This window comes from Methylocaldum sp. 14B (genome assembly GCF_002005105.1).
Lineage (GTDB): Bacteria > Pseudomonadota > Gammaproteobacteria > Methylococcales > Methylococcaceae > Methylocaldum.
Genome location: NZ_MSCV01000003.1, coordinates 67,692 through 91,433 on the forward strand (window position 1 = coordinate 67,692; position 23,742 = coordinate 91,433).

The following is a 23,742-nucleotide window of genomic DNA, read 5'->3' on the forward strand; positions in this document are numbered from 1 at the left end:
TCGCAAGGACGCGAGGTTCTGTCATGAAGTATCTGCTTGTCATCGCCATGTCATTGCTGGCCGGCTGCGCACCGATATTACGCGAGGAGCCCTTGACCAGCCGGATCTATCCCCCCACGGCCGAGATCGATATTCTGGATTCCTGGCCCGAAAACAGGGCGTTCATCGAAATCGCGGAGATTACGGCCCGTGCCGACCGGGAGACCGTAGGCGCAATCGTCGATCGAGCCAAAGCGGCCGGTGCCGATGCCGTCCTCTTCGGACCGCCCTACCATTACGGCGATGTGGTCATATTGTTTGCCGGCGGCAACATCGGCGGACATCAGGCGGGAGGGATCAACACGGTTCCCATGACGCGAATCCAGGCTCGGCTGATCAAATATCTGCCATGACCGATGTCGTCCACGATCCGATCACTGGCAACTCGAAGTCTTGAACTGTGACCCGGTATCCGGCTTCCTCAGCCGATGCTCGGCAATCACGCGGGTGATGTCCTCCAGCCTCACCGGCTTGATGAAGTGGTGGTCGAAACCGGCCGTGAGGCAGCGGTAACGGTCCTGATCCTGGCCGTAGCCACTGATGGCGATCAACAGGGCCTGCCGGATCTGAGGCATGGCGCGCAACTTCTGCGCCACTTCGCAGCCGTCCATCACGGGCAGCCCGATATCCAGCAAGACCACATCCGGGGCGAATCTCTGCGCAACCGCGAGAGCTGTAGGGCCATCCGGCGCCCGCTCGACCTCGCATCCTTCCAACTCGAGCAGCAAAGACAATCCCTCGACGGCATCCGCATTGTCGTCAACCACCAGCACGCGCAGAGCAGCGCGTTTTTCCGCATCGGTATCGTCCGCTGGCTTGGCTGTCGATTGCTCCGCCGGCTTATCGGATAGCAACGGCAACCGGACGATAAATTCGGAACCCTTGCCGATACCCTCGCTCTTTGCCTCGACACTGCCGCCGTGCAAATCGACCAATTGTTTCACAAGGCTGAGCCCGATGCCCAACCCACCTTTCGCACGATCCAAAGAACGGTCGGCTTGGGCGAAAAGGTCAAAAATGCGGGGCAACACCTCCGGACTGATCCCGACACCTGCATCCCGCACCCGGATGACGGCTTGTCCGTTCTCCGTTGCCGCCGTCAGCCAAATCTGTCTGTTCGGCTCGGAATATTTGGCGGCATTGTTGAGCAAATTCGATACGACTTGCGCGATTCGGATCTGGTCGCCTTCGATCCAGACCGGCTCGGAAGGCAGGGATAGGCTGATGCTGTGGCCGTGAGCCTGAATCAGCGGCCGGCTCGTTTCCATGGCGTGGTTGACGATGGTGGCCAGTTCCAGCGGCTGCTTGTTCAAGGTGACCTTTCCGCGGCTGATGCGGGACACGTCCAACAAATCGTCGACCAGCCGGGTGAGATGCTTCGTCTGCCGCTCGATGACATCTCTGGCCCAAGCGTACTGCGGTCCGTCGCCGCTGGTTCGATGCAGGATCTGTACGGCGCTCATGATCGGCGCCAGCGGGTTGCGCATTTCGTGCGCCAGCGTGGCCAAGAATTCATCCTTTTGCCGGTCGGCGGCAGTCAACTCTTCGGTCTTACGGATCAGCTCATCCTGTAGCTTTTTCATTTCGGTAATGTCGAGATTCATGCCCGCCCAGGCCGTCACCTTGCCTTCGGCGTTCCGGATCGGGACGCCGCGACTCAAAATGTGTCGGTAAGAGCCTTCCGCGCTCCGGATACGATATTCGTAATCCCAGAAGCAGCCGGTTTTGACGCAGTACCTCCAATGATCCAGGATGGGCTGCAGGTCCTCCGGATGCACACGCGAGGTCCAACCGACGTGTATGCACTCGTCCAGCGTCATCCCGGTCATTTTCAAGAACGAATCGCTCAAGTAGCGGATATCGCCGTTCGGCTCGCAGATCCAGGCTCCGAAAGGGATCGACTCGCCGATCGCACGATAGAGCGCCTCCGATTCGGCGAGAGCAGCCTCCGCGCGGCGGCTTTCAGTGACATCCCGAAAAATCAGAATCACGCCCAATAACCGGCCGTCCATGCCTCGTATGGGCGCAGCGCTGTCGCTGATCGGAATTTTCCGTCCGTTTCTCGCAATCAGCACCGTATGATTCGCGAGACCGACGACGGCGCCGGTTCTCAGTACCTTTTCGACGGGGTTTTCGATCGGATTGAGCGTCTCCTCGTTAACGACGCGAAACACGTTCTCCAGCGGCTGGCCGCGCGCTTCATCCTGAATCCATCCGGTCAGCGATTCCGCAGTCGGATTGAACAGTTCTATACGACCCCCGGTATCGGTGACGACGGCCGCATCGCCGATGCTGGTCAAGGTCACGACAAAACGATCGCGCTCGACGCGGAGCTGTTCTTCGGCCTGCTGGCGTCTGAAAATCTCGTCCTCCAATCGCTGTCGCGCCTGCAACTCGCGCCGCACGAGCCCGGTGCGCCATAAATGGACCAGTAGGACGATGGCAAGTCCCATTACGACAAAAGCGCCTAGCGGAATCCATTCGTCAGCCCCCTCGCCCCTCGGCGAACCAACCGGAGTTATCGCGAGATAAGTACCCAGCACGGCGCCCGATAACGTGGCCAGCAGCCCTGGGCCGAATCCGCCGTAAAGAGCGCCTATCAGCACCGGCAGCAGAAAGGGCATCACTATGGGCGCGCCTTGATACGATGGGCGCAGGAGCAATATGGCCAGCGCTACGGCAACCGCTGCGCCGAACGATAGGGCATACGCCGATACGGACGAGAGCTTGGAGTGAACCATGACGAGAATCCTGTCTCCATCAAATGGCGAGATTCCGGTTAGCGGATATCGCACCCGGGCAGCGGCCATGCCGGGCAATCCGCATCGTCGGCCCGATGTTAACACGGTTCGGCCGGCGAATCGCTCGCATCACTCATCGCCCGCCAGTGAACCCCGGATAGTCGGCTAAGCCGCCTATCCGCCGAGTTCAAGAAAATGAACGTTTAGCGCCTTGGAAACAGCATCCTTGCCGCGGCCAAGGCACGAAAGCCAAGATTTAAGTCAAACCGCTCTTCAGCCGCTCCATGGCCTTCTGAAGATTGGCCATGCTGGTGGCGATGGAGAGGCGCACATGACCCGGAGCGCCGAAAGCGGAGCCCGGAACCACGGCGACGCCGCCGTGCTCGATGAGATGCTCCGATAGGCCCAAGTCGTCGGAAATTCCCGGCATGCGGTCGATCACGCCCTGCACATTGGGAAGGACATAGAAGGTCCCGTCGGTTTCGAGACAGGATACGCCGGGAATGCTGTTCAACTCGCTCACCACGTAATCGTGCCGTTCCTTGAAGGCCTTGACCATCTCGCCGATAAAGGACTGATCGCCGGTCAAAGCGATTTCTGCGGCCACCTGAGAGATGGACGTGGGGTTGGATGTGCTTTGCGACTGGATATTGGTCATCGCCTCGATCAGCTTCGCGGGTCCCGCCGCATAGCCGATACGCCAGCCGGTCATGGAATAGGCTTTGGATACGCCGTTCAAGACCACGGTGCGGTCGTACAGCTCCGGGCAGACATTGAGAATATTGCAGAAGCTGCCGGCCTTCCAGACGATGTGCTCGTACATGTCGTCGGTGGCGACAACCACGTCCGGATAGTCTTTCAACACCTCGCCGAGGGCTTTAAGCTCCGCTTCGCTGTACGCCATGCCGGTCGGGTTGGACGGGCTGTTGATCACGAACAACCGGGTTTTCGGCGTCAGCGCCGCCTTGAGTTGGGCGGGCGTGATTTTGAACTTCTGCGACTGCGGCGCGTCGATAATGACGGGGACGGCGCCTGCCAAGAGCACCATGTCCGGGTAGGACACCCAGTACGGCGCCGGAATGATGACTTCGTCGCCCGGATTCAAAAGCGCTTGCGCCAGATTGTAAAAGCTCTGCTTGCCGCCGCAGGATACCAACACTTGCTTGACGTCGTAGTCGAACCCGTTTTCCCGCTTGAACTTTGCGACCACCGCCTTCTTGAGGCCGGGCGTACCGTCGACCGCCGTATATTTGGTGAAACCGTCCTGAATGGCCTTGATGGCAGCCTGTTTGATATGCTCGGGGGTATCGAAATCCGGCTCGCCGGCTCCGAGGCCCACGATGTCTTTGCCGGCGGCGCGCATGGCGGCCGCTCTCGCGGTCACGGCCAAGGTAGGTGAGGGTTTGATCGACTGTACGCGGTCGGAAAGTTTGATGTTCATTGTGTCGAGTTAAAGATTGGTCAAATAGGTCAGGCTTTATGCCGCAAAAAATGATACTCGATGAAACCTTGCCCCTGAATCCCACCAGGGGAAAAAGTTTCGATCTTCATAGTCAGTTCAAGCCGTCCGGCGATCAACCGGAAGCGATCCGGCAACTGATCGAAGGTCTCGGCGACGGCTTGTTACACCAGACTCTCTTGGGCGTCACCGGTTCCGGAAAAACCTTCACCGTCGCCAATGTCATTCAGGCCGTGCAGCGCCCGACGCTGATCCTGGCGCCGAACAAGACGCTGGCCGCCCAGCTTTACGGGGAAATGAAGGAATTTTTCCCGGAAAACTCCGTGGAATACTTCGTTTCCTATTACGACTACTATCAGCCAGAAGCGTACGTCCCGGCTTCCGATACCTATATCCAGAAGGACGCCTCGCTCAACGAGCATATCGAGCAGATGCGCCTGTCGGCCACCAAGGCGCTGATCGAACGGCGCGACACGATCATCGTGGCGACCGTGTCCTCCATCTACGGCTTGGGCGAGCCGGCCTCCTATTTCAGCATGGTGCTGCATCTGGTGCGCGGGGACATGATCGATCAGCGGACGATCCTGCGCCGCCTGGCCGAATTGCAATACACCCGCAACGAAACCGAGCTGCGCCGCGCCACCTACCGGGTGCGGGGCGATGTGATCGACGTGTTTCCGGCGGAATCCGAAAAGGAAGCGCTGCGCATCGAGTTGTTCGACGACGAGATCGAACGGCTATCGCTGTTCGATCCACTGACAGGAGAGATCATCTCCCGCATCGCCCGCTACACGGTCTATCCCAAGACCCATTACGTCACGCCGCGGGAAAAAATCATGGAAGCCGTGGACCAGATCAAGGCCGATCTCAAGGTACGGCTGGAGGAGCTGCGCTCGCTCAACAAGCTGGTCGAAGCCCAGCGGCTGGAGCAGCGCACGCTGTTCGATCTCGAAATCATGCTGGAAGTCGGCTATTGCTCGGGCATCGAGAACTATTCGCGCTATCTCTCCGGCCGCGCGCCGGGCGAACCCCCGCCCACCCTGTTCGATTACCTGCCGGCCGATGCCTTGCTGGTGATCGACGAGAGCCACGTCACCATTCCGCAGCTCGGCGCCATGTACCGGGGCGACCGCTCGCGCAAGGAGACGCTGGTCGAGTACGGTTTCCGCCTGCCCTCCGCGCTGGATAACCGGCCGCTCAAGTTCGAGGAGTTCGAGGCCCGTTCGCCGCAGCGCATCTACATTTCGGCGACGCCGGGACCGTACGAACTCAAGCATTCCGGAGCGGTCATCGAGCAGGTGGTGCGACCTACCGGCCTGGTGGACCCCGAGGTTGAAATACGCCCGGCCCTGAGCCAGGTGGAAGACCTGCTTTCGGAAATTCGCGAGCGCATCGCCCGCAGCGAACGGGTGCTGGTCACGACGCTGACCAAGCGCATGGCGGAAGATTTGACCGAATATCTGTTCGAGCACGACATCGCCGTGCGTTACCTCCATTCCGACGTCGAAACCGTGGAGCGCGTCGAGATCATCCGCGACCTCCGGCTCGGTCGGTTCGACGTGCTCGTGGGCATCAATCTGCTGCGGGAAGGACTGGACATCCCCGAAGTCTCGCTGGTCGCCATCCTCGACGCCGACAAGGAAGGTTTCCTGCGGTCTACCGTTTCGCTCATTCAGACCATCGGCCGTGCCGCCCGCAACCTTCGCGGGAAGGCAATCCTCTATGCGGACACGGTCACCGGCTCGATCCAGCGAGCGATCGAAGAAACCGAACGCCGCCGTGCCAAGCAGATCGACTACAACAAGCGAACCGGCCTCACCCCGACCGGCATCTCGAAGCGCGTGACGGACATCCTGGAAGTCCCGATACCGGGCGCTTTACAAACGGGTTCCGGGAAAAAGAAGCTGGCCAAAGTGGCCGAGAAAGGCGCCGACTACCACGCGGTAAAACCGGCGGAAGCCGCCAAGCTGATCAAGCAGCTCGAAGAAAAGATGTACACCCACGCCCGCGAACTCGAATTCGAGGAAGCGGCACGATTGCGCGACGAAATTCGGCGGATTCAGGCGGAAGTGTTTTCCGGGGCATAGGCGTACGCTCAAAAGCCGCTCAAAGACAGTAAGAAAGAAACGCGTTTCGGGTTATTCGATCCAAATCATAGTTTCCGGCATTATCTTTCGTCTCAGCACTCTGGTTGCTGATTTCCATGGTCAAATCGAGCATCTCGATCGAGCTATATTGGACTCTGGATGGATACCGTGTCGTGGTCTGGTCGAGCGGAAAGGTCGCTTACGCCAGGACCTATGCCTTACGCCAGGTCGCACTGAAGGCTTGCAAACGGCTGGCGAAATCGCTGACTGCTCCGCCGGAGAACCGGGACCGCCGCCCCGAGTAATCGAATATCGGAAAGCCGGCGACCTCAAGCATTGCGAACCGCACGTCCGAATTCCTCGATGGCTTGAACGGACAGGGGATGATCGCCCATCTCGAGTAATAGGGGCAAAGGAATGGTGACGTGATGAGCGCCCGCGACCACAGCCTGCACCACTTCGCTCGCGGATTTCAGACTCGCGACCAGAATCGTGGTCGGCGTGTCGCAGGCATCGACCACCTCACGCATCTCCGAAACCAGCGCCGCGCCGTCGCCTTGAAGACGCGTGCTGCGGTTCACATAGGCGATCGAATACGCCACGCCCGCCTCGCAGGTGAGATACGTCTGCGCGGCACTGTAGCTGGCAGTCATGCCGACCTTGACGCCTTCTTTGGCGAACTTCGCGGCCAGCACCAGATTTTCGGTGGTCATCCCGATCTTCAGCGCCACGTTGGACCTCAAGGCCAGGAAACGCCGCGCTTCGGCCTCGCGTTCGGACACGGTCGGCGCGGTCAGCTGATAGAAAACCGGACCGGGGCAAATGTCGGCCAATTCGGCGATCACATCCTCCGGCTTGCGGTCGACTTTCGCCATCAAGGTCGGATTGGTCGTTATCCCGGCGACGAAGCCGAGCGTCATCGCCTGGCGTGCGTCGGCGGGGAAGGCTGAATCCAGAAACAGGGACATCGTGTTCTCCTCATAAGGTTAAATCTATCGGCAAAGGATTGCCTTCCTACGGCTGGGCCGTTGTAGGTCGGGAATCCTTTCCCGACGTAGGGTTCGTCGGCAAAGGATTGCCGACCTACCGCAGCCATCGGCCTGTGCTGATTGGCTTTCTATTGAATCGCGCCGATGACTTCGCGGATGTCTTCCATCACCCAGGTCGGCGCATAATCGAGGTCGGCCAAGTGCGCCCGCGTGGAAATGCCCGAAAGCACCAAAATGCTCCGAATGCCTGCGCGCACGGCACCGAGGATGTCGGTGTCCAGGCGATCGCCCAAGGCAACGGTTTCTTCGGGCGGCACCTGCAAGCGCTCCATCGCCAGTTGATACATGATCGGCTCGGGCTTGCCGATGATGGTGGGTTCGATACCCGTGGCGGCTTGCAAGGCCGCCAAGACCGCGCCGTTGCCGTGGGTCATGCCATGCTCGGTCGGCAGGGAGGTGTCGGGATTGGTGCCGATAAATTTCGCCCCGGCGCGAAGGTTCAGGGTGGCGGTGGCCAGCTTGTCCCACGACAGGGTTCGGTCCAGGCCGCAGACCACGTAATCGGCATCCTTTTCGTAGAGTTCCGCCAGGCGGAAGCCGTTTTCGAGCAAAGCCCGGCACACGCCGTCCTCGCCGATGGGGAACACCTTGGCACCGGCCGGCGCGTGCTGCTTGAGATACAGCGCGGCGGCGAGGCCGGAACCGATCACCTGCTCCCGGTCGACGCCAACGCCCATGCGGGCGAGCTTGGCGACGTACTGCTCCGGCGTGTTGCTGGCGTTGTTTGTGGCCAATACGAAACGGATGTCACGGGCCCGCAGGGTCTCGAAAAACTCCACCAGTCCGGGCATCGGGCGATCGCCCTCCCAGAGCACGCCGTCCATATCGATGATCAGGGCGCGAATGTCGTTGAGTGTCATGAGATCGATTCTCGATTATGGATTGCCGATCGAAGCGCGCCTAAATTACCCTTTGATGGCCGGCTCGTCGATACTTGGCCGCTTTTCAAAAACCGTAAACAACCCCGAAGAGTAGTCCCATGTCAGCAAGCACCACTCAAATCAAGGCCTACATCCAGGCTGCCGATGCCGTCATCCGCGAACACGCCGAAGAAGTCACCGAACTCGACCAGGCGATCGGCGATGGCGATCATATCGCGAACCTGCAGCGGGGCCTGGCCGCATTGGACGCGTTGGCGGAAGAGCTCGGGCGAATGGATTGGTCCGCCGCCTTCCAGAAAATCGGCATGAGCCTCATGAGCAGCGTGGGCGGGGCTTCCGGTTCGCTCTACGGCACGTTCTTTCTGTCCATGAGCAAGGCCATGCGGGACAAGGACATGAACCTACCCAATCTGGCCGAAGCCTTCAGCCAGGGCGTCGAATCGGTCAAACAGCGGGGCAAGGCCGATTTGGGCGAAAAAACCATGCTCGACGTCTTGATACCAGTGGCGAACGCTTTGCGACAGGCAGCGCGAGAGTCTTGGGAATTGACGCAAGCTTTGGAAACGGTCAACCGCGTAGCCGAGGCGGGCTGCGAATCGACCCGCGACATGGTCGCCACCAAGGGACGAGCCTCCTTCCTCGGCGAACGCGCCCGCGGCCATATCGATGCGGGGGCGAGGACCAGTCAGTTAATGATTGGGGCGATCGGGGACGTGGTGGCGAAGAGCTCGCAATAGACCGTTTGGAGCGTCCAAGTGAACGTCACAGTCATCCCTTTGCGATGATGATCAGGCTGGAGAGAAGCGGCGATAAGCTTGAAGAATGGATTCATTTTTCATGTTTCACCTATAGCTCCTTTCGGCTGATTTCTAGTGCAGCCTTTATCATCCGATCATGTTTCAAGGAAGCGAAACGATTCCAGAAAAATGCGATCGGCCACAAAAAAATTGCGAACTGGCTAACCGCACTTTCAATGTGACAGCCCCAGTTGAATTCGTCGATAAATCGATGCAACTCAGCTTGTAGCTCGTCATCACTAACTTGGGGATGTAACGCTCGATATTCGCGCGCGTGTGAGATGAGATTTCTTATATCGACCATTGTCTTAATGGCTAGAGCATTTTCATACCTACTGTACGGGCACTCGCGAGTAGGTCGGGAATCCTTCCCAATCGCAAACGGCGTCTTCGGGAGCGCCGAAGCCGCCCTTCCCGACACCACGTCCCGGCCGAGCGTCTTCGTCGGCAAAGGATTGTCGACCTACGAATGCTTGAATCAATTCACCCGAGCCGAAGGCGCCAACGACTTTCGCCAAGCCTGTTTTGCCGTACGAGCGAGATGAAAACGCTCTAATGGCCTAACACGATCTCAACACCCCCACCGCAGCGCCGCCGTATGAACCGGCGTGTCCCACAGCCTGATCATCTCTTCGTCCAGCAGAGTCAGCGTGACGGAGCAGCCCGCCATGTCCAGCGACGTGGTGAAATTGCCGACCAGCGAACGGACGATGCTCACTCCGCGCTGATCCCAGAACTGGCGAGCCAGATCGTAGACCAGATAAAGCTCCATCAACGGCGTCGCGCCGAAGCCGTTGACGTGCAGCAGGGCCGGCTGGCCTTTGGCGGGTTTCAGCTCGCCGTCGATGGCTTGCGTCAGGTGCTCGACGATTTCCGAAGCGCTGGCCAGAGCCATGCGCTCCCTGCCCTTCTCCCCGTGTATGCCCACGCCCATTTCCATTTCATTGTCGGCGATCTCGAAGGTGGGCTTGCCCAGGGCCGGAACGGTACAACTGGTCAGCGCCACGCCCATGGATGCCGTCGCCCGCACGACCCGCTCTCCCAGCGCCTTGCACCTGGCGAGATCCATGCCGGCTTCCGCCGCCGCGCCCACGATCTTTTCGACGATAGTCGTGCCCGCCACTCCGCGCCGGCCCATGCCCTGGTGCTCGGGGATGGAGACATCGTCGTGCACCAGTACGGTCTCGTGGGGGCAGTCGAGCATTTCCGCCGCGATCTCGAAATTCATCACATCACCGGCGTAATTCTTGACGATGAACAATACGCCGCCGCCGTTTTCCGTGGCCTCCGCGGCGGCGAGCATCTGATCGGGCGTGGGCGAGGTGAATACCTGTCCCGGACAGGCCGCGTCCAGCATGCCTAAACCGACGAAACCAGTGTGCAAGGGCTCGTGCCCGGAACCGCCGCCCGAAATCAGCGCCACCTTGCCCGGTACGCGCGGCGCGATGCGGACCATATAGCGGGGTTCCGGATTGAAGCGAACGATATCGGCATGCGCCAGCGCAAAGCCGCGCCCGCTTTCATCCAGCAAACTCTCGACAGTGTTGATGAATTTCTTCATGGGATTCCCTAAGACGTTCGATAACTCGTTAACTGAAGCGGCCCGCGGGCCTGGATAGCGTGCCTGAAAGCAAACCATCGGGCCCTCCTCGGGTCAAGCTTTGTCTGAATAAGCGCATGTCGGCAAAGGATTGCCGACCTACTTAGCGACGCCCTTTCGTAGGTCGGCAATCCTTTGCCGACACAGCTATACCCCGGTAGGAACCGTGCTAGAGGCCGCAACCTGCCGCGACTGCCCCAAAATGGCGTAACAGACCGGCGTGAGTATCAGGCTGGCCCCCATGCCGAACAACAGCCCGGCGGCCAGCGACAAGGTCATCGGGACCAGAAATTGGGCTTGCTGGCTGGTCTCCAGCAGAGTCGGCAGAAAACCGGCGAAGGTCGTGAGAAACGCCAGCAGAATCGGGCGGAAGCGGACGGTGCAGGCCTCGAGAATGAGGTTATAGGCTTTAGGCTCTAGGCTGTAGCCAGCATTTATCGGCGAGTCTTGCTCCCTTTCTTCGCCTAGAGCTACGAGCCTAGGGCCTGTAGCCTCATGTTCCTTGATGTAGTCGAGCAGCACCAAACTGTCGTTCACTACCACGCCGCTGGCGGCGATCATGCCCACCAGGGATTCCATGGATAAAGGCAAACCCGCCAGCCAGTGGGCGAAAACCGCGCCGCACCAGGCGACGGGCGCGGCCAGCAGAAAAATCAGCGGAATGACATAGGAGCGGAACGGCACGGCGATCAGGGCGTAGATCACCACCAGGGCGATCAGGGTGTAGAAAGCGAGAGCATGAACGGACGCCTCCTGCTCGATTCGCTCCTCGCCCAGGCCTACGTCCAGCCCCGGGAACTGCTGTTTCAAACGGGGAATTTCCGCTGCTTCCAGATCGGCATAGATCGCATTGAGGTCCGCCGACTTGGGATCGACCCGCGCTTGCACTTTCAGCACACGCTGCCGATCCTGCCGGGCCAGCTTGGCGTAGCCGGGCACGAGGTCGATCTCGGCGAGGGTCCGAAGCGGCGCTTGTGCTCCGTTGGGCAGGCGGATCGGCAGATTATGCAGATCGTCCAAGGACTGCCGCTCGCTCCGGGGCAGGCGCACCATGACTTTGACTTCGCTGCGCCCTCGTTGCAGCCGATGAACTTCGTCGCCGTAGTAGCCGTGCCGCGTCTGCTCGGCGACGTCTTCCAGCCGCAGCCCCAAGCGTTCCGCTTCAGGCTTCACGCGAAGGCGGATCTCGGGTTTGCCGGGTTCGGCGGAGTCCACCACGTCGTACACGCCGGGATATGCGGCCAGTTTGCGCTTGAGCTGTTCGGCCGCCGCGGTCAGCAGCGACGGATCGGGCGCCCCGAGGTCGAGCTCGATATCGTAGGGAACATCGCCTTCCTTGTAGAGAAAATCGATTTTCGCGCGCCCGATGTCGCCGATGCGCCGGCGCCATTCCCGGATGAAATCCTCGACCACGATGCGTTGCCGTCCTTCCGGCGAAAGCTCGGTCCAGAATCCGGCGCCGTGCTCCCACACCAGCGTCTCCAGACCGACGATTACCGAGGCTGGCTCCAGGCTTGAGACCTGAGGCTGGAGACTTGAGGAAGATAGTGCTGCTGTTTTCTCTCTGCCTTTTCCTCCAGCCTGATCCAGTTCATCCCGCAACTCCAGCAAAGCCCGCTCCACTTTTTCCGCCGCCCGGAGGGTTTCACTATAGGGCGCATCCTGCGGTAACTTCAGATTGACCCAGAAACTGTCCTTGGTGACATCCGCCTGCAGCGACAACCGGATATGGCCGCCGGCCACCAGCGCGGCGCCCAGCATCAGCAATACGGCGAAAGCGGCAACGGTGAGATAGCGCCATGCCAAGGCTTTTTCCAGAAAGGGGCCGTAAATCCGCCGGACGAAATCCTCCAAACCGCGGTTGAGCCTGATACGCAATCTCTCCAAGCGAGAGACATATGGGCCGGGTCTTGAGGGAGCGGCCAAATGCGCAGGCAAGATCAATAGCGCCTCGATCAAAGAAAATACCAGCGTGAGAATCATCACCAGGCAGATCGGCCGCATCATCTCCCCCGCCCAGCCGGGCAGGAACAGGCCGGGCAGGAAGGCAACCAGGGTGGTCAACACCGCCAGAATCACCGGCTGGGCGACGCTTTCCGCGCCGCGAATGGCACAGGCGAGGCTATAGGCTCTAGACTCTAGGTCTTGATTTTCCAGCGTCTGAGGTCTAGAGCCTAGCGCCTCTTCTTGAGCCTTCAGCCTATGGCCTAGGGACTCTGGCCTAGAGTCTAGAGTCTGTTCCTTATGCACCGCATCCCCGACGATGATGGCGTCGTCCACCAGAATACCCATGGCGAGCAGAAAACCGAACAGGGACAGCATATTGAGCGAGATGCCCAGCATCGGCATCAGCCAGAGCGCGCCGAACACCGAGGTGAGAATCCCCGCGCCGGCCCACAAAGCCACCTTGAATCGCAGAAATAGGCTCAGCACGGCGCACACCAGAACGAAACCGCAGAGGCCGTCCTCGATGAGAGTCCGGATGCGCTCGTCGTAGGCTTGGGAATCGTCCCACCAGGTAATCATCGAGAGCCGTTCCGGCAGCCGGGCACTCATCTCCTCCACATAGGCCTTGACCCGGCGGGCGACCTCGACCGTGTCATGCTCGGCGTGGATTTCCCAGCCCTGAGCCGTCTCGCCGTTGTGGCGCCATGCCGAGAGGCGTTCTTCCAGGCCGTCAGTGACGGTGGCTACGTCGCGGAGCAGCACCCGGCTGCCGTCCGGATGGGTTTTGAGCACCAGATCCCCGATCGAAGCTCCCTCTCGGGCTTTGCCCTTGACCCGCAGCAACAGTTCACCGGCCGGGCTCTTCACCATGCCGCCGGGCAGGTCCACCGAAGTCCGTCGGACCGCGTCGGCAACATCGTGCAGGGACAACCGGTGTTGCCGCAGCCGTTCCGAAGAAACCTCGATGGCGATTTCGTAAGGCACGTCGTAGTAATTGAGGGCGCGGGTGACGCCGGGTAACCGCGCCAGATCGCCCTGGATACGTTCGCCGAGCCGCTTGAGGATGAGCGGATCGGTGGGACCGTGCAGCGCCACCCAGATGACGCCGTCGTCGCCCTCCCGGTAAGCCGGCTGCACCTCGATCTTTTCGAGAGTCTTCGGCAGTCGCTGAATGGACTGGACCCGCCCGCGCACGGCGTTCATCACCCGGTCTTTGTCGTGACCCGGCAGAACCACCACATTCACCCTACATTCGCCCTCGCTGATCTCCGACTTGAGCCGCTTGACGCCCGGCAGATCGTAAACCGCCTCTTCGATGCGGATGCACACCGATTCCTCGATCTCCAAGGGCCCGGCACCAGGATAGATCGCCTTGATTTCGATTTGGTGGGGGAGAAAGCGTGGAAACACCTCCTTGTCCATGACGATCAGGCTGCCGATTCCGCCGAACAGGATCAGCAGCATCAAGAGATTGGCGGCGACCGGGTTGGAAGCGAACCAACCGACGAGACCCGAGGAAAAGGTTTGAGACTTGAGGCTGTAGGCTTGAGAGCTATCAATTGGAGGCACGGTCATTCCTTTCCTCCGGCCCCAAGTCTCCAGCCTCGAGTCTCACGAGCATTCCCTCCACGGGCACCTGCACGCCGCCGATGACCACCTTCTCCCCGGCAGCCAGTCCGCCGCCGATCAAGACCCGATCGGCTTCGGTGCGCAGCACCGCGAGGCGGCGGATATGGAGGTGCCGCTCGGCGTCCACCACCAGCGCTTCCTGAGCCGCATTGACGGCGCCGGGCGGCAGCACGAAAACCCCGGACTGTTCCCTGCCATCGATCTCAGCCTTGACGAACAAACCGGTCAGCAAGGGTTGGGGATGTTTTTGCGCATACGGCTCCCGAACTTCCGCCACGAGATGCAAGAGGCCGGTCGCGTCGTCGACTTGCGCCTCGCTGCGCACGATGCGCCCCTCCCAGCGCTGTTCGACGTTCCCGAGATCCGCCGTCAAAATAACCCTGGGGCCTTCGTCGCGATGGCCGTTGCGCCGGCCCAGGTCCAGATCGAGGTATGCCAGTTGATCGGTCGAAACCGGCAAGCGCACCTCGGCCACATCGGTGGCATAGACCCGCGCCAGTTTTTCGCCGGGCTGCACGTATTGGCCGAGTCCCACGTACTTGGCCAATACCCGACCTGCGAACGGCGCGTGCAGTTCACACCGGCTCCGCTGCACGCGAGCCTTGACCAAATCGGCTTCGGCGGCTTTCAGCTTGGCCCGCGCTTCGGCCAGTTGCGGCTCGTGCAGGATGAGCGGCGAGGGCTGTCCTTCGCCGAGAGCCTGCCATTCGCTTCGAGCCTGTTCCGCTTCGGCTTCCTCCTGGGCGAGCCGACGCTTAGCCTCCGCAAGCTGGGCTTCGGCGGCGAGGACGGCCTGATCGTAGTCGCGGGGGTCGAGGCCCACGAGTTCCTCGCCCATCTCGAAGAACCCGCCGGCGACGAAATCGGGATTCAACCGGATCACCTTGCCCGCCACCTCCGCGACCCAGTCGATTTCGTTGCGGGGCATGACGACACCTTGTGAACGCACGTTCAACCGAACGGTCTGCGGCTCGGCACGAACGACCGAGACCAGCGGCGGTTCCGCTTTGGCGGGCTGGGTTTCCAGCGCCGGCCGGTGGGATACGATGGCATAAGCGCCGACCGCGCCGGTCAGCAACACGAGAATGGGGAGGAGGATTTTCATCTGGACGTTAACTACGCCGGAGGGAAAGCCCCAAGCTTCGACGCCTATCTCGCTGCTCGGGCGGGCACCCGGCGCACGCTCTCGGTTCGGCCTCAAGTCCAACGTCCAAAGTCACCAGCCTCATGCCTCTCCAAGACTCACCGGCAGTTCACCTGCCCCGTTTGGTGCGTGGGCCTAAGCCCATCCCGGCGGAGCGGCCAAAGCCCTGCCGAGACGGGCCCATCACAATCAAAAAACCGGCCATCGCAAGACCGGTCCGGCGTGTATCGGCACCCAAAAAGCCGGGGGGCGTTTCAGCCATCCGTGTCATCGGCTATCCAGCTTGGCCTTGGCGGCCGTCGCCACGGCACCGAGCTGTTCGACCTCGGCGCGGAAGCGTGCCTGTTCATCGTTTGCCGTCTCGGCGATGACCGAGTTGTCTGCATTGGCTTCCTTGACGATGCAGTCGTTGTAGGCTTGCGCCTTTTGCTGCCAGTCTCTCGCCACCTTGAGACTGCGGTTGTAGGCGTCGACGCTGCGGGAATCGATCTCCGGCACGGCCGGCCGCGTTCCGCAACTTGCCGGACTCCATTTGCCGTCGGCGAGAGTACCGGCATGGATCTCCAGCGCAACAATCAGCATGACAAGGGCGGCAGTCAGTGTGCGTCGTTTCACGGATTACTCCTGAAGGGAACAGCAAAACCAAAGACTCGGCCAAAGGCAATTTGCCGCAGCCATTCCATATAAGACGTTTGACCGCCCCAAAACCCGTACTCCGGTCACTCATTTTTATTGGTACGGCAAATAGTGAGTCCGTGTGTTCCGCTTTACGCGGGCCGCAGAAGCGCGGGAATCCGTTCGTTGAATTATGCACATAGTGCTGACAAAATTATGTGCATTGAAAATAGGATTTTAATCCCATGAGAACGCATGTCGATTTGGATGAAAACCTGCTTGATCAGGTAGTGCAGTTGGGCCGCTTCCCGACCAAAAAAGCCGCTATCCAAGCCGCTCTGACCGAGTTCGTCAAAACGCTCAAACGCCGGCAACTGCTGGCCTTGCGCGGTCAGGTCCCGTGGCAGGGTGACCTCGATCAGTTACGCGCCAGACCGAACCTCGAAGAAGACTGATGCTCGTCGATACCTCGGTTTGGATCGACTATTTCAACGGCCATGCCTCAGCGGAAGCGGATCGGCTGTCGCAGGCGCTAGCCGATGCCGAACCTATCGCGCTTCCGGGTGTAGTATGGACGGAAATCCTGCTCGGCCTGCGCACCGAATCCGAAGCGGTCAAAATTTCCGGTTTGTTGGAAGCGTTCGACTACGTCAAAGAGCCTGCGCAGTCGGATTATATCGAGGCCGCAAGGATTTACCGGGCTTGCCGCGCCAAGGGCTATACCATTCGATCGACGATCGATTGTGTGATCGCGCGACTCTGCCTGCGCGACAACCTGCCACTACTCTGCAAAGATCGCGATTTCCAAGCTATCAGCCAATGTTTTCCCTTGCGCTTGATCGCGATCTGAAAAACGCGACGCAAAATACTGAACGAGACCAAGCCAGAGGCTTAATAGAGTCGACAATCGCAGCCGCTCCGTTCCTCCTATTGCCTTAAGTCTTCGGCCTCTTACCAGCCCCCCTCACAGCCTCCTCGAAGATTCCGGCGATCCGGTCGATGTCGCCCGCGGTCACGATCAGAGGCGGCAGGAAGCGGGCCACGCTTCCCTGACGCCCGCCCAATTCGAGAATCAAGCCGCGATTGAGACATTCCTTTTGAATCCGGCGCGCCAGTTCGCGGCAAGGCGGACGAGCGCCGAGACGATCGGGCTCGGCTCGCGCATCCACGATCTCGGCGCCGATCATCAGGCCCCGTCCCCGCACGTCGCCCACATGAGGCGACTCCCGTTGGATACGGCGCAGATGGGCCATTAAACGCTCGCCCATCGCGTCCGCATGGCGGTCGAGCGTCTGCTCCTTGACGAATCGCAGAGTCGCGGCGCCCGCCGCCATGGCCAATTGGTTGCCTCGAAACGTGCCGGCATGGGCGCCGGGCTCCCAGCGGTCCAGACTTTCGTGGTAGACCGCCACGCTAAGCGGCAGTCCGCCGCCCACCGCTTTCGAAAGCACCAACACATCCGGCAGGATGCCGGCATGCTCGAAGGCATACATCGCTCCCGTGCGACCTACGCCGGTCTGTACTTCGTCGACGATCAAGGGAATCTCCCGTTCGCGGGTGATGCGCCGTATTTCCCGAAGCCACTCGTCCGGCGCCGGAATCACCCCGCCCTCCCCTTGCACGGCTTCCAGGATCATGCCGGCGGGCGGCGCGATGCCGCTGTTGGTGTCGTCCAACAGCCTCTCGATGTAGGCGATGGATGCGCGCCAGGTCGCCTCGCCGCCGAGATTGAACGGGCAGCGATAGGCGTAGGGATAAGGCAGGAAATGCACCTCGGGCATGAGTCCCCCGATCGCCAGCTTGGGCCCGGTCTCGCCGGTCAAGCCCAGCGCGCCGTGGGTCATGCCGTGGTAGGCCCCATGAAAAGCAAGGACCGAACGCCGACGAGTGGCGGTCTTGACCAGCTTGAGCGCCGCTTCGATGGCATCCGCCCCGGACGGCCCGCAGAACTGGATACGGGCGTGGCCGGCGAATTCGTTCGGCAGCGTAGAGAAAAGCTCCTCGACAAAAGCGTCCTTGACCGGCGTCGTCAAATCCAGGGTTTGCCAGGGCACGCCATCGGCCACCGCGCGTTGCACCGCTTCCACCACCACCGGATGATAGTGCCCGAGCGTCAAGGCCCCCGCCCCAGCCAGGCAATCGATATAGCGCCGTCCGTCGGTATCCTCGACATGAATGCCTTCGGCCCGGCGAATGGCGATGGGCAGCTTGCGCGGATAGGTCCGGGCGTTGGATTCGAACGCCGTCTGCCGATCCAGATAATACGCGTTGCCCGAAATATCGTTCCGCCTCGTTCGATTCGATGACGCCAACGATAATCCGTCGGCCCCGGCTAAGGGTTCCTGCGAGGGAAGGTCAATTTTCGGCTCCGCAACAATGTGCGTCATGATGACAACTCCGTTTCAGTTTTATGCGATTCGTTGCCCGAAGCACTTCCGGGCATCTGGTCCCACTGCCATGCGGCACCGGGCATTTCCGCAAATCCTTGCCCCCTCTCTTCCAATCCCACTGAATTCAGTCCTCCACTGGCACCAGATAAAGCCGATGAACGAGATCATCGACTAAAAAAGGCGTAGGAGTTCCTTCCACCCAAGCCGAGTGTTGGTCGTCATAATGTGCCGACAGCGGATGCCCGGATTGGCCTCCCGGCATATGGAAAAGGCCGTTGAGTTCATGACCCGGCGCGACCACCATACGCTCGCTGGCTCCATAGCCGGGCGAGTAAACGCGGACGCATTCGCGGCATCCCGACACGGGAACCGGCGGCATGTCCAGGAAGGTGCCGAGCAATGGAAGCGCGGATGAAAACGGATGGGCGATAGACACGCGATTGACCGCGCCCCAAGTCAGCGATTCCGCGGACTCGCCTCCATACTTAGCAGAGATGTTACGCTCCGACCGTATCAGGAGATCGCGGAGAAAAGCATCCCAATCCGGATAGCGTTCTTTGTGAGGCAACAATTCCGGCAATTTCGCCTCTAGAAGTTGCTGCAAGGGCTCATCGATGGTCGCTCTCTGAAGCCGGAAGCCGGGATCTAGGCTACGACACCTCGTCAGGTAGGGAGAAATAACCTCGTCGAGCAACAAGCGGCGAAATTCCACCAGCAGCGCAAATCCTACCGACCCTTTTTCCGCGGAACCGTCCCACCTTTCCAAGCTCTCCCGCCAACGTTCCCCCGCCTCGCGCGCATCGCCGGGCGGAAGAGACAGGGCAAGCCGTTGATAAAACCGATAGAACTCCACCCGCGTGTCGAGTTGCAGGGTAAGCATATCCCGCTCGTCGAGATTATTGGCCATGGAGAGTTTTTCGGCGATTCGGTGGGCGCGGTGCCCGTGGTCGAAATCATGGCCGATGACATAGGGATAATCGTCATTGAGCATCCGCTGATTGGCGTTGACGATGAAACCGGCTGACGGATTCACCGAGCGTGGCAGCTCTTCGGGCGGAATGTAACCTTTCCAGCCGCGCGAGCCATCTGCCCAAGAGCGGGTAACCGATCCGTCGAAACCGAAGCGTCTCGGGATTTTCCCCGTGTAAGTCCAACCGATGTTGCCTCGGCTATCCGCCGCCATGGCATTCAAGGGCGGACCGCCGCCCCGGTTGAACACGGCCTGGGCGGCAGCGACATCCTCCACCGCATCCAGGTTGAGAAGATGCAGGTCGGTAGCCTCCGGATCCAGGGCGGTCCAGTGCACGGCCACCCGCTTGCCCAGTAGGGGTTCGGGCAGAGCGGGTCCCCAGATGGTTTCCAGTACTTTGAACGTGCGCTCGGTTCCGTCCCGTACCGGCACCGTTTCGATGCGTTCGCCGAAGCGGGCAAATCCCTGAGGCGTGCGATAGCGTCCGGGATCGTCCGGATCGAGTTCCAGTTCCACCAAATCGACGAAATCGCCCTCTATGTTGGTAAAGCCCCAGGCCACCTTACCGTTGGAACCCACCACGACCAGAGGGATTCCCGGCAAGCTAAGACCGGTGAGCTGCACGTCCTTATAGCGAATTTGCACCCGGTACCATATGTTGGGGACACGTAGCGACAAGTGCATATCATTTGCGAGGATGGCTCGTCCGTCCCAAGTTTTCGAAGGACCGACCACCCAACCGTTCGATCCCTTGGGGGCAGGACCGTCCGTTGCCAAACCGGCGTAGTGTTCTCCAGCATTCCTCAGCAAGGCAGACAAGTCCTCCTTGGGAATCGGAGGGAGCCGAGTCCGAGAGGCTTTGCCGCTTAGAAGTTGGTTGGTGTAGCGATCGACGGCCGGAGAGAAAAACGCATTTACCGCTTTCGGCAGGGCGGCCTCCATGACCGTGGCCATGCGCTCCGCTTCCCCCGTCCATCCCAAGTCCTCTTCCATGGCCAGCACCACCAGCAGGCTGTCCTCGGGCCGCCAAGCGGAAGGCCGATATCCCAACAGCAAGAATTCGAACGGTACGACCGGCATGGACGCCATTCCCTGGTTGATCCCCGCTGCATAAGCCTCCAACACCCGCAACTGATCCTCCGGAAGGCGTTTCACAATAGCTCCGGCCACATGTTCGAAACCCATTACCCGATGCCGATGGTCCGACTCCACCAAATCTTCTCCCATGACCTCGGCCAGCCGTCCCGCCATTTGCCTCCTCAGCAGATCGAGTTGAAACAGGCGGTCGCGAGCGTTCACAAAACCTAACGCATAAAAGGCGTCCTCGCGGGATTTTGCCGAAATCGAGGGAATTCCCTGGCTGTCGAATTCCACCACGACGCCCGATGCAAGCTCAGTAAGCCGGTAAGTCCCCTGCTCGGGGGGCAACGATAGTCGTAGCGAGCAATACCCCGCCAAGCAGCCGGCACCGATCAAAATGACGGCGCCGAAAAACAGGCGATGCGTTACTTTCGTGCTCGTTCGGTTCCACCGCCGTGACGACATTCGGTTCGATAGCTCTGCCGAAACCGCCGATTTTTCTTCCTTGTCTCCAGGGCTCGAGCAACCCATTTCAGGCTCCATGGCCGACCTCTAACATTGTCGTAGTAGGGGCGGCGAAATTTTCGGCTCTCCCATGGCTATCGCTCGCCTTGGCCACCGGCACCTCGAAAAGCTTTCCGTCCCGCAGCTTGAGACAACGATCCGCCAATGAAAAATACGCATCGTCGTGAGTAATCACGATAACCGTCTTTCCGCGGGATTTTAGGGAACCGAGAATCTCTCGGTAGAAAATCCTCTTGAATATCGGATCCTGATCCGCAGCCCATTCATCGAACACATAGAATGGACGATCTTCCAGATAAGCAACCAGAAGTGCGAGCCGTTTTCGCTGCCCTTGCGATAAATTGACCGTAGAAAACTTACCGTCCTTGACGGTGACCTTGTGAGCGAGGTCCAGATGCTTCAGGTATTCCCATATTTTGCTGTTGGATTCCAGATTGTCGAAGCCCAATAGGTTTTCGAACAGGAAAAAGTCGAAAAAAATGGCCGAGAAGTGCTGTCGATAATATTCGAGATTTCCATCGTTTATCGGTTCGCCATCCAACTGTATTTCTCCGCTTTCCGGCCGATATAATCCAACCAATAAAAAAGCTAACGTGGATTTCCCGCTGCCGTTTCCTCCAATAATAAAAACGATTTCACCGGGGTATAGAGTTAGGTCGATAGGGCCGAGTACGAACTCCACGCGCCCGTTTTCTCCACGATAACAATGCTGGACTTTCGAAAGCTCCAAAATCGGCGTACGCGCTTCGGGATCTCTTCTTGGAAGCAGCCCGTAATCCTGATTTTTGCCGGAAAGCCCTTTCTCCAGAGCGTGAATCTTTCCGGCCGACACCCTGGCTTTCGACAGGATAGGAATAACTTCGAGCAGAAGCTGGAGCGGCATAGCCATGTATAAAATGATCAAACAATAGCCTCGCGCGATCTCGGACGGAATTTCCTGCCACTGAGGCAGAATGAAAAGAATCGTACCGATCACTGCGTAAAACAATCCGTTTCCCCAGTTGATGGCGACCGCATACCACAGCATTGCCAATAGCCTATTCCGACGGCAATTGATAATCGAAGCTTCCACGCAGTCCGACAAAAACGCCCGGCGACGCGGCTGATTGAGCTTTAGCTCCTTGATTCCATCGGTCATGTTCCGAATGTATCTATATACCGAATCCTCGTGCTCGCGGGCGACCACCAGCCATCGATAGGCCCAGTATTGAATCGTCCTAAAACTGAGGATGCCGACGGCCATGGCCCCTAACACGATCCAGAGGATATCCCTCGATAACCAGCCGAGATAACCCAGGCCGCCGAACACCACGGCGATATTGACGCAAATGGAAGGAATTCGGGTGAACGCCTCGGAGACTGCCGCCACATCTTCTGTGAGATTTGCCAAGGCCTTGCCGGGGCCCATTTTCTGAAATTCAGCCAGCGGTAATTCGAGAATTTCTCGACACAGCCTGATTCGTAAATCACGAATCGTATTTTGTCCTAGGAATATGACGACGTATTCCGATACGAGCCTGGCCGCGATAAAACTGCCACACAGTCCGACGAATACCGGCCAATACTCGTCTATAGAAGCAGGGGGCTGCAGTGCGCCATTGATCACGGCGAGCAGTGCGACCCCGCTAAGCCCACTAACCATGCCCGTTAGGGCAGCGATCAAGAGCGCGATCCATGACCGAAACGGAAGAAAGCCGAATAAATCACTCATCGGGTTGTCACATTATCAAGACCGAGCAGGTTCAGTGCGGCGTATTTCGAGTTCGACGCATCGCTGTTTCTTGTGCAAGAACGCATATATAAACTCCCAGTTCATTCTGCCGACACCCCAGACACCGTTGCTATCCGGCCCGATATCGGCTTTCAGAATAATCCCGATAGGGGTATCTCCCCTATTTTCAGAGGAGCAAAAATTTCCCAATGAATAAGCTAATAATCTTGTATTGCGATTAGTTTCACAAAGCTCGACTGGTTGCGGACAATGCGAATGATGGCCGATGATCATATCCCACATATTTAATAATCTGCGGCCGTGCAGCACCTGATGATATTTAGGACGCAATTGCATTTCGTATCCCCAGTGCGGATACAAAATATTGAATTCGGCATCGCCAGCAAAATAATCATCGACCTCATCTATCGTCGCTACGAATTCGCATTTTTGATTCGACCAACGGGTACAACCGACAATATTTACCTTACCGTCAATGAGCACAGACGGTTCATCCCGCCTTCCCACGGTTATAAAGCCATAATCTTGCAGCCGCCGGTAGGATTCGCAAAACCCATCCCAGCCATAATCGCCCGTGTGATTATTGGCACAGGACAGAACCGTGCGCTCAGGTGGAAAAAGCTTGGACAGATGGTCCAAAATCTCCTCGGTGTGAGCCTGGGCCATAAACACCTGCTTGCGGTGGCCGGTAACAATAGTCCCTTCGAAATTACCGACCACGAAATCCGTATCAGAGAAAAAGCGCCTGATATCCTCTCCGATTCTTAAATCCATTCCTTCGAGGATCATGATATCTCCGATAAAACCCAGCTTTATCCGAGGCATAACGGTATTTATCACGCTGTTATCGGGAACGAATTCTTCGAATGGGCCGTGGCTTCGCGGCGGATTGATCAGGACGCGGTAAATCCACTCCAATCCCTCGACGAGGCTATAAGGCTGGGAAAAATATCGGGTCGGCTTGTCGTTATCCCAACCGGGGCACCTTACTGCTACTTTGCGTTTGAGCAGGTCCATCGAACTAATCCGGCGTGTTGTTTCAGGGTGGATGCTTGCA

18 protein-coding genes are annotated in these 23,742 nt (G+C 59.2%); 6 read left to right on the forward strand and 12 right to left on the reverse strand.

Going from position 1 to position 23,742, the window contains the following annotated elements; all coding sequences use genetic code 11:
- Positions 1-23 precede the first annotated feature (23 nt).
- Positions 24-392, forward strand: a complete 369-nt coding sequence (locus B2A78_RS02850; RefSeq protein WP_077728399.1) for a hypothetical protein — start codon at positions 24-26, stop codon at positions 390-392.
- A 21-nt stretch (positions 393-413) separates the two neighbouring features.
- Here the strand turns inward: B2A78_RS02850 and B2A78_RS02855 are convergent, their stop codons facing one another.
- A complete protein-coding gene (locus tag B2A78_RS02855) occupies positions 414-2,780 on the reverse strand; it encodes a PAS domain S-box protein (RefSeq protein WP_168175326.1) in 2,367 nt (788 codons plus the stop codon).
- Between the two features lie 256 nt (positions 2,781-3,036).
- On the reverse strand, positions 3,037-4,221 hold the full coding sequence (locus B2A78_RS02860; RefSeq protein ID WP_077728401.1) for a pyridoxal phosphate-dependent aminotransferase: 1,185 nt from the start codon (positions 4,219-4,221) through the stop codon (positions 3,037-3,039).
- Between the two features lie 50 nt (positions 4,222-4,271).
- On the opposite strand from B2A78_RS02860, the gene uvrB reads away from it, so the two are divergent.
- A complete protein-coding gene (gene uvrB, locus B2A78_RS02865; RefSeq protein WP_077728540.1) occupies positions 4,272-6,326 on the forward strand; it encodes an excinuclease ABC subunit UvrB in 2,055 nt (684 codons plus the stop codon).
- Positions 6,327-6,442: 116 nt separating this feature from the next.
- Entirely contained in the window at positions 6,443-6,631 is a 189-nt protein-coding gene (locus tag B2A78_RS02870) for a hypothetical protein (RefSeq protein WP_143735050.1), read from the forward strand.
- Between the two features lie 24 nt (positions 6,632-6,655).
- Here the strand turns inward: B2A78_RS02870 and B2A78_RS02875 are convergent, their stop codons facing one another.
- Both B2A78_RS02875 and B2A78_RS02880 read right to left on the reverse strand, forming a co-directional pair.
- Positions 6,656-7,294: a transaldolase family protein gene (locus B2A78_RS02875; RefSeq protein ID WP_077728403.1), complete on the reverse strand. Its 639-nt coding sequence runs from the start codon at positions 7,292-7,294 to the stop codon at positions 6,656-6,658.
- 149 nt (positions 7,295-7,443) lie between these two features.
- The gene (locus tag B2A78_RS02880) at positions 7,444-8,235 is read right to left on the reverse strand and encodes an HAD-IIA family hydrolase (protein WP_077728404.1); all 792 of its coding nucleotides are present in this window, start codon (positions 8,233-8,235) and stop codon (positions 7,444-7,446) included.
- 119 nt (positions 8,236-8,354) lie between these two features.
- Between B2A78_RS02880 and dhaL the strand changes: the two genes are divergently transcribed.
- Complete coding sequence (gene dhaL, locus B2A78_RS02885; protein ID WP_077728405.1) at positions 8,355-8,993, forward strand: dihydroxyacetone kinase subunit DhaL; 639 nt, start codon at positions 8,355-8,357, stop codon at positions 8,991-8,993.
- Positions 8,994-9,624: 631 nt separating this feature from the next.
- Here the strand turns inward: dhaL and dhaK are convergent.
- The 4 genes from dhaK to B2A78_RS02915 all read right to left on the reverse strand — a co-directional run bounded on the left by dhaK (position 9,625) and on the right by B2A78_RS02915 (position 15,988).
- Positions 9,625-10,614 (reverse strand): dihydroxyacetone kinase subunit DhaK, encoded by a 990-nt coding sequence (gene dhaK / locus B2A78_RS02900; RefSeq protein WP_077728408.1) that lies wholly within the window; start codon positions 10,612-10,614, stop codon positions 9,625-9,627.
- A gap of 186 nt (positions 10,615-10,800) precedes the next feature.
- Entirely contained in the window at positions 10,801-14,175 is a 3,375-nt protein-coding gene (locus B2A78_RS02905) for an efflux RND transporter permease subunit (protein ID WP_077728409.1), read from the reverse strand.
- Positions 14,156-15,430: an efflux RND transporter periplasmic adaptor subunit gene (locus B2A78_RS02910; protein WP_240502382.1), complete on the reverse strand. Its 1,275-nt coding sequence runs from the start codon at positions 15,428-15,430 to the stop codon at positions 14,156-14,158. The genes B2A78_RS02905 and B2A78_RS02910 overlap by 20 nt, the downstream gene beginning before the upstream one ends.
- A gap of 210 nt (positions 15,431-15,640) precedes the next feature.
- Positions 15,641-15,988 (reverse strand): hypothetical protein, encoded by a 348-nt coding sequence (locus tag B2A78_RS02915; protein WP_240502383.1) that lies wholly within the window; start codon positions 15,986-15,988, stop codon positions 15,641-15,643.
- 245 nt (positions 15,989-16,233) lie between these two features.
- Here B2A78_RS02915 and B2A78_RS02920 point away from each other — a divergent pair, with 245 nt between their 5' ends.
- Complete coding sequence (locus tag B2A78_RS02920) at positions 16,234-16,443, forward strand: type II toxin-antitoxin system VapB family antitoxin (RefSeq protein ID WP_077728412.1); 210 nt, start codon at positions 16,234-16,236, stop codon at positions 16,441-16,443.
- On the forward strand, positions 16,443-16,838 hold the full coding sequence (locus B2A78_RS02925) for a PIN domain nuclease (protein ID WP_077728413.1): 396 nt from the start codon (positions 16,443-16,445) through the stop codon (positions 16,836-16,838). The genes B2A78_RS02920 and B2A78_RS02925 overlap by 1 nt, the downstream gene beginning before the upstream one ends.
- A gap of 85 nt (positions 16,839-16,923) precedes the next feature.
- On the opposite strand, the gene B2A78_RS02930 is transcribed toward B2A78_RS02925, so the two are convergent.
- From B2A78_RS02930 to B2A78_RS02945, 4 genes are all read right to left on the reverse strand, one after another.
- Entirely contained in the window at positions 16,924-18,375 is a 1,452-nt protein-coding gene (locus B2A78_RS02930; RefSeq protein ID WP_077728414.1) for a diaminobutyrate--2-oxoglutarate transaminase, read from the reverse strand.
- A gap of 127 nt (positions 18,376-18,502) precedes the next feature.
- Positions 18,503-20,959: a penicillin acylase family protein gene (locus tag B2A78_RS02935; protein WP_168175327.1), complete on the reverse strand. Its 2,457-nt coding sequence runs from the start codon at positions 20,957-20,959 to the stop codon at positions 18,503-18,505.
- A 1-nt stretch (position 20,960) separates the two neighbouring features.
- Positions 20,961-22,664 (reverse strand): cyclic peptide export ABC transporter, encoded by a 1,704-nt coding sequence (locus tag B2A78_RS02940; protein WP_077728416.1) that lies wholly within the window; start codon positions 22,662-22,664, stop codon positions 20,961-20,963.
- A gap of 15 nt (positions 22,665-22,679) precedes the next feature.
- Positions 22,680-23,702, reverse strand: a complete 1,023-nt coding sequence (locus B2A78_RS02945) for a CapA family protein (RefSeq protein WP_168175328.1) — start codon at positions 23,700-23,702, stop codon at positions 22,680-22,682.
- Between the last annotated feature and the right edge of the window lie 40 nt (positions 23,703-23,742).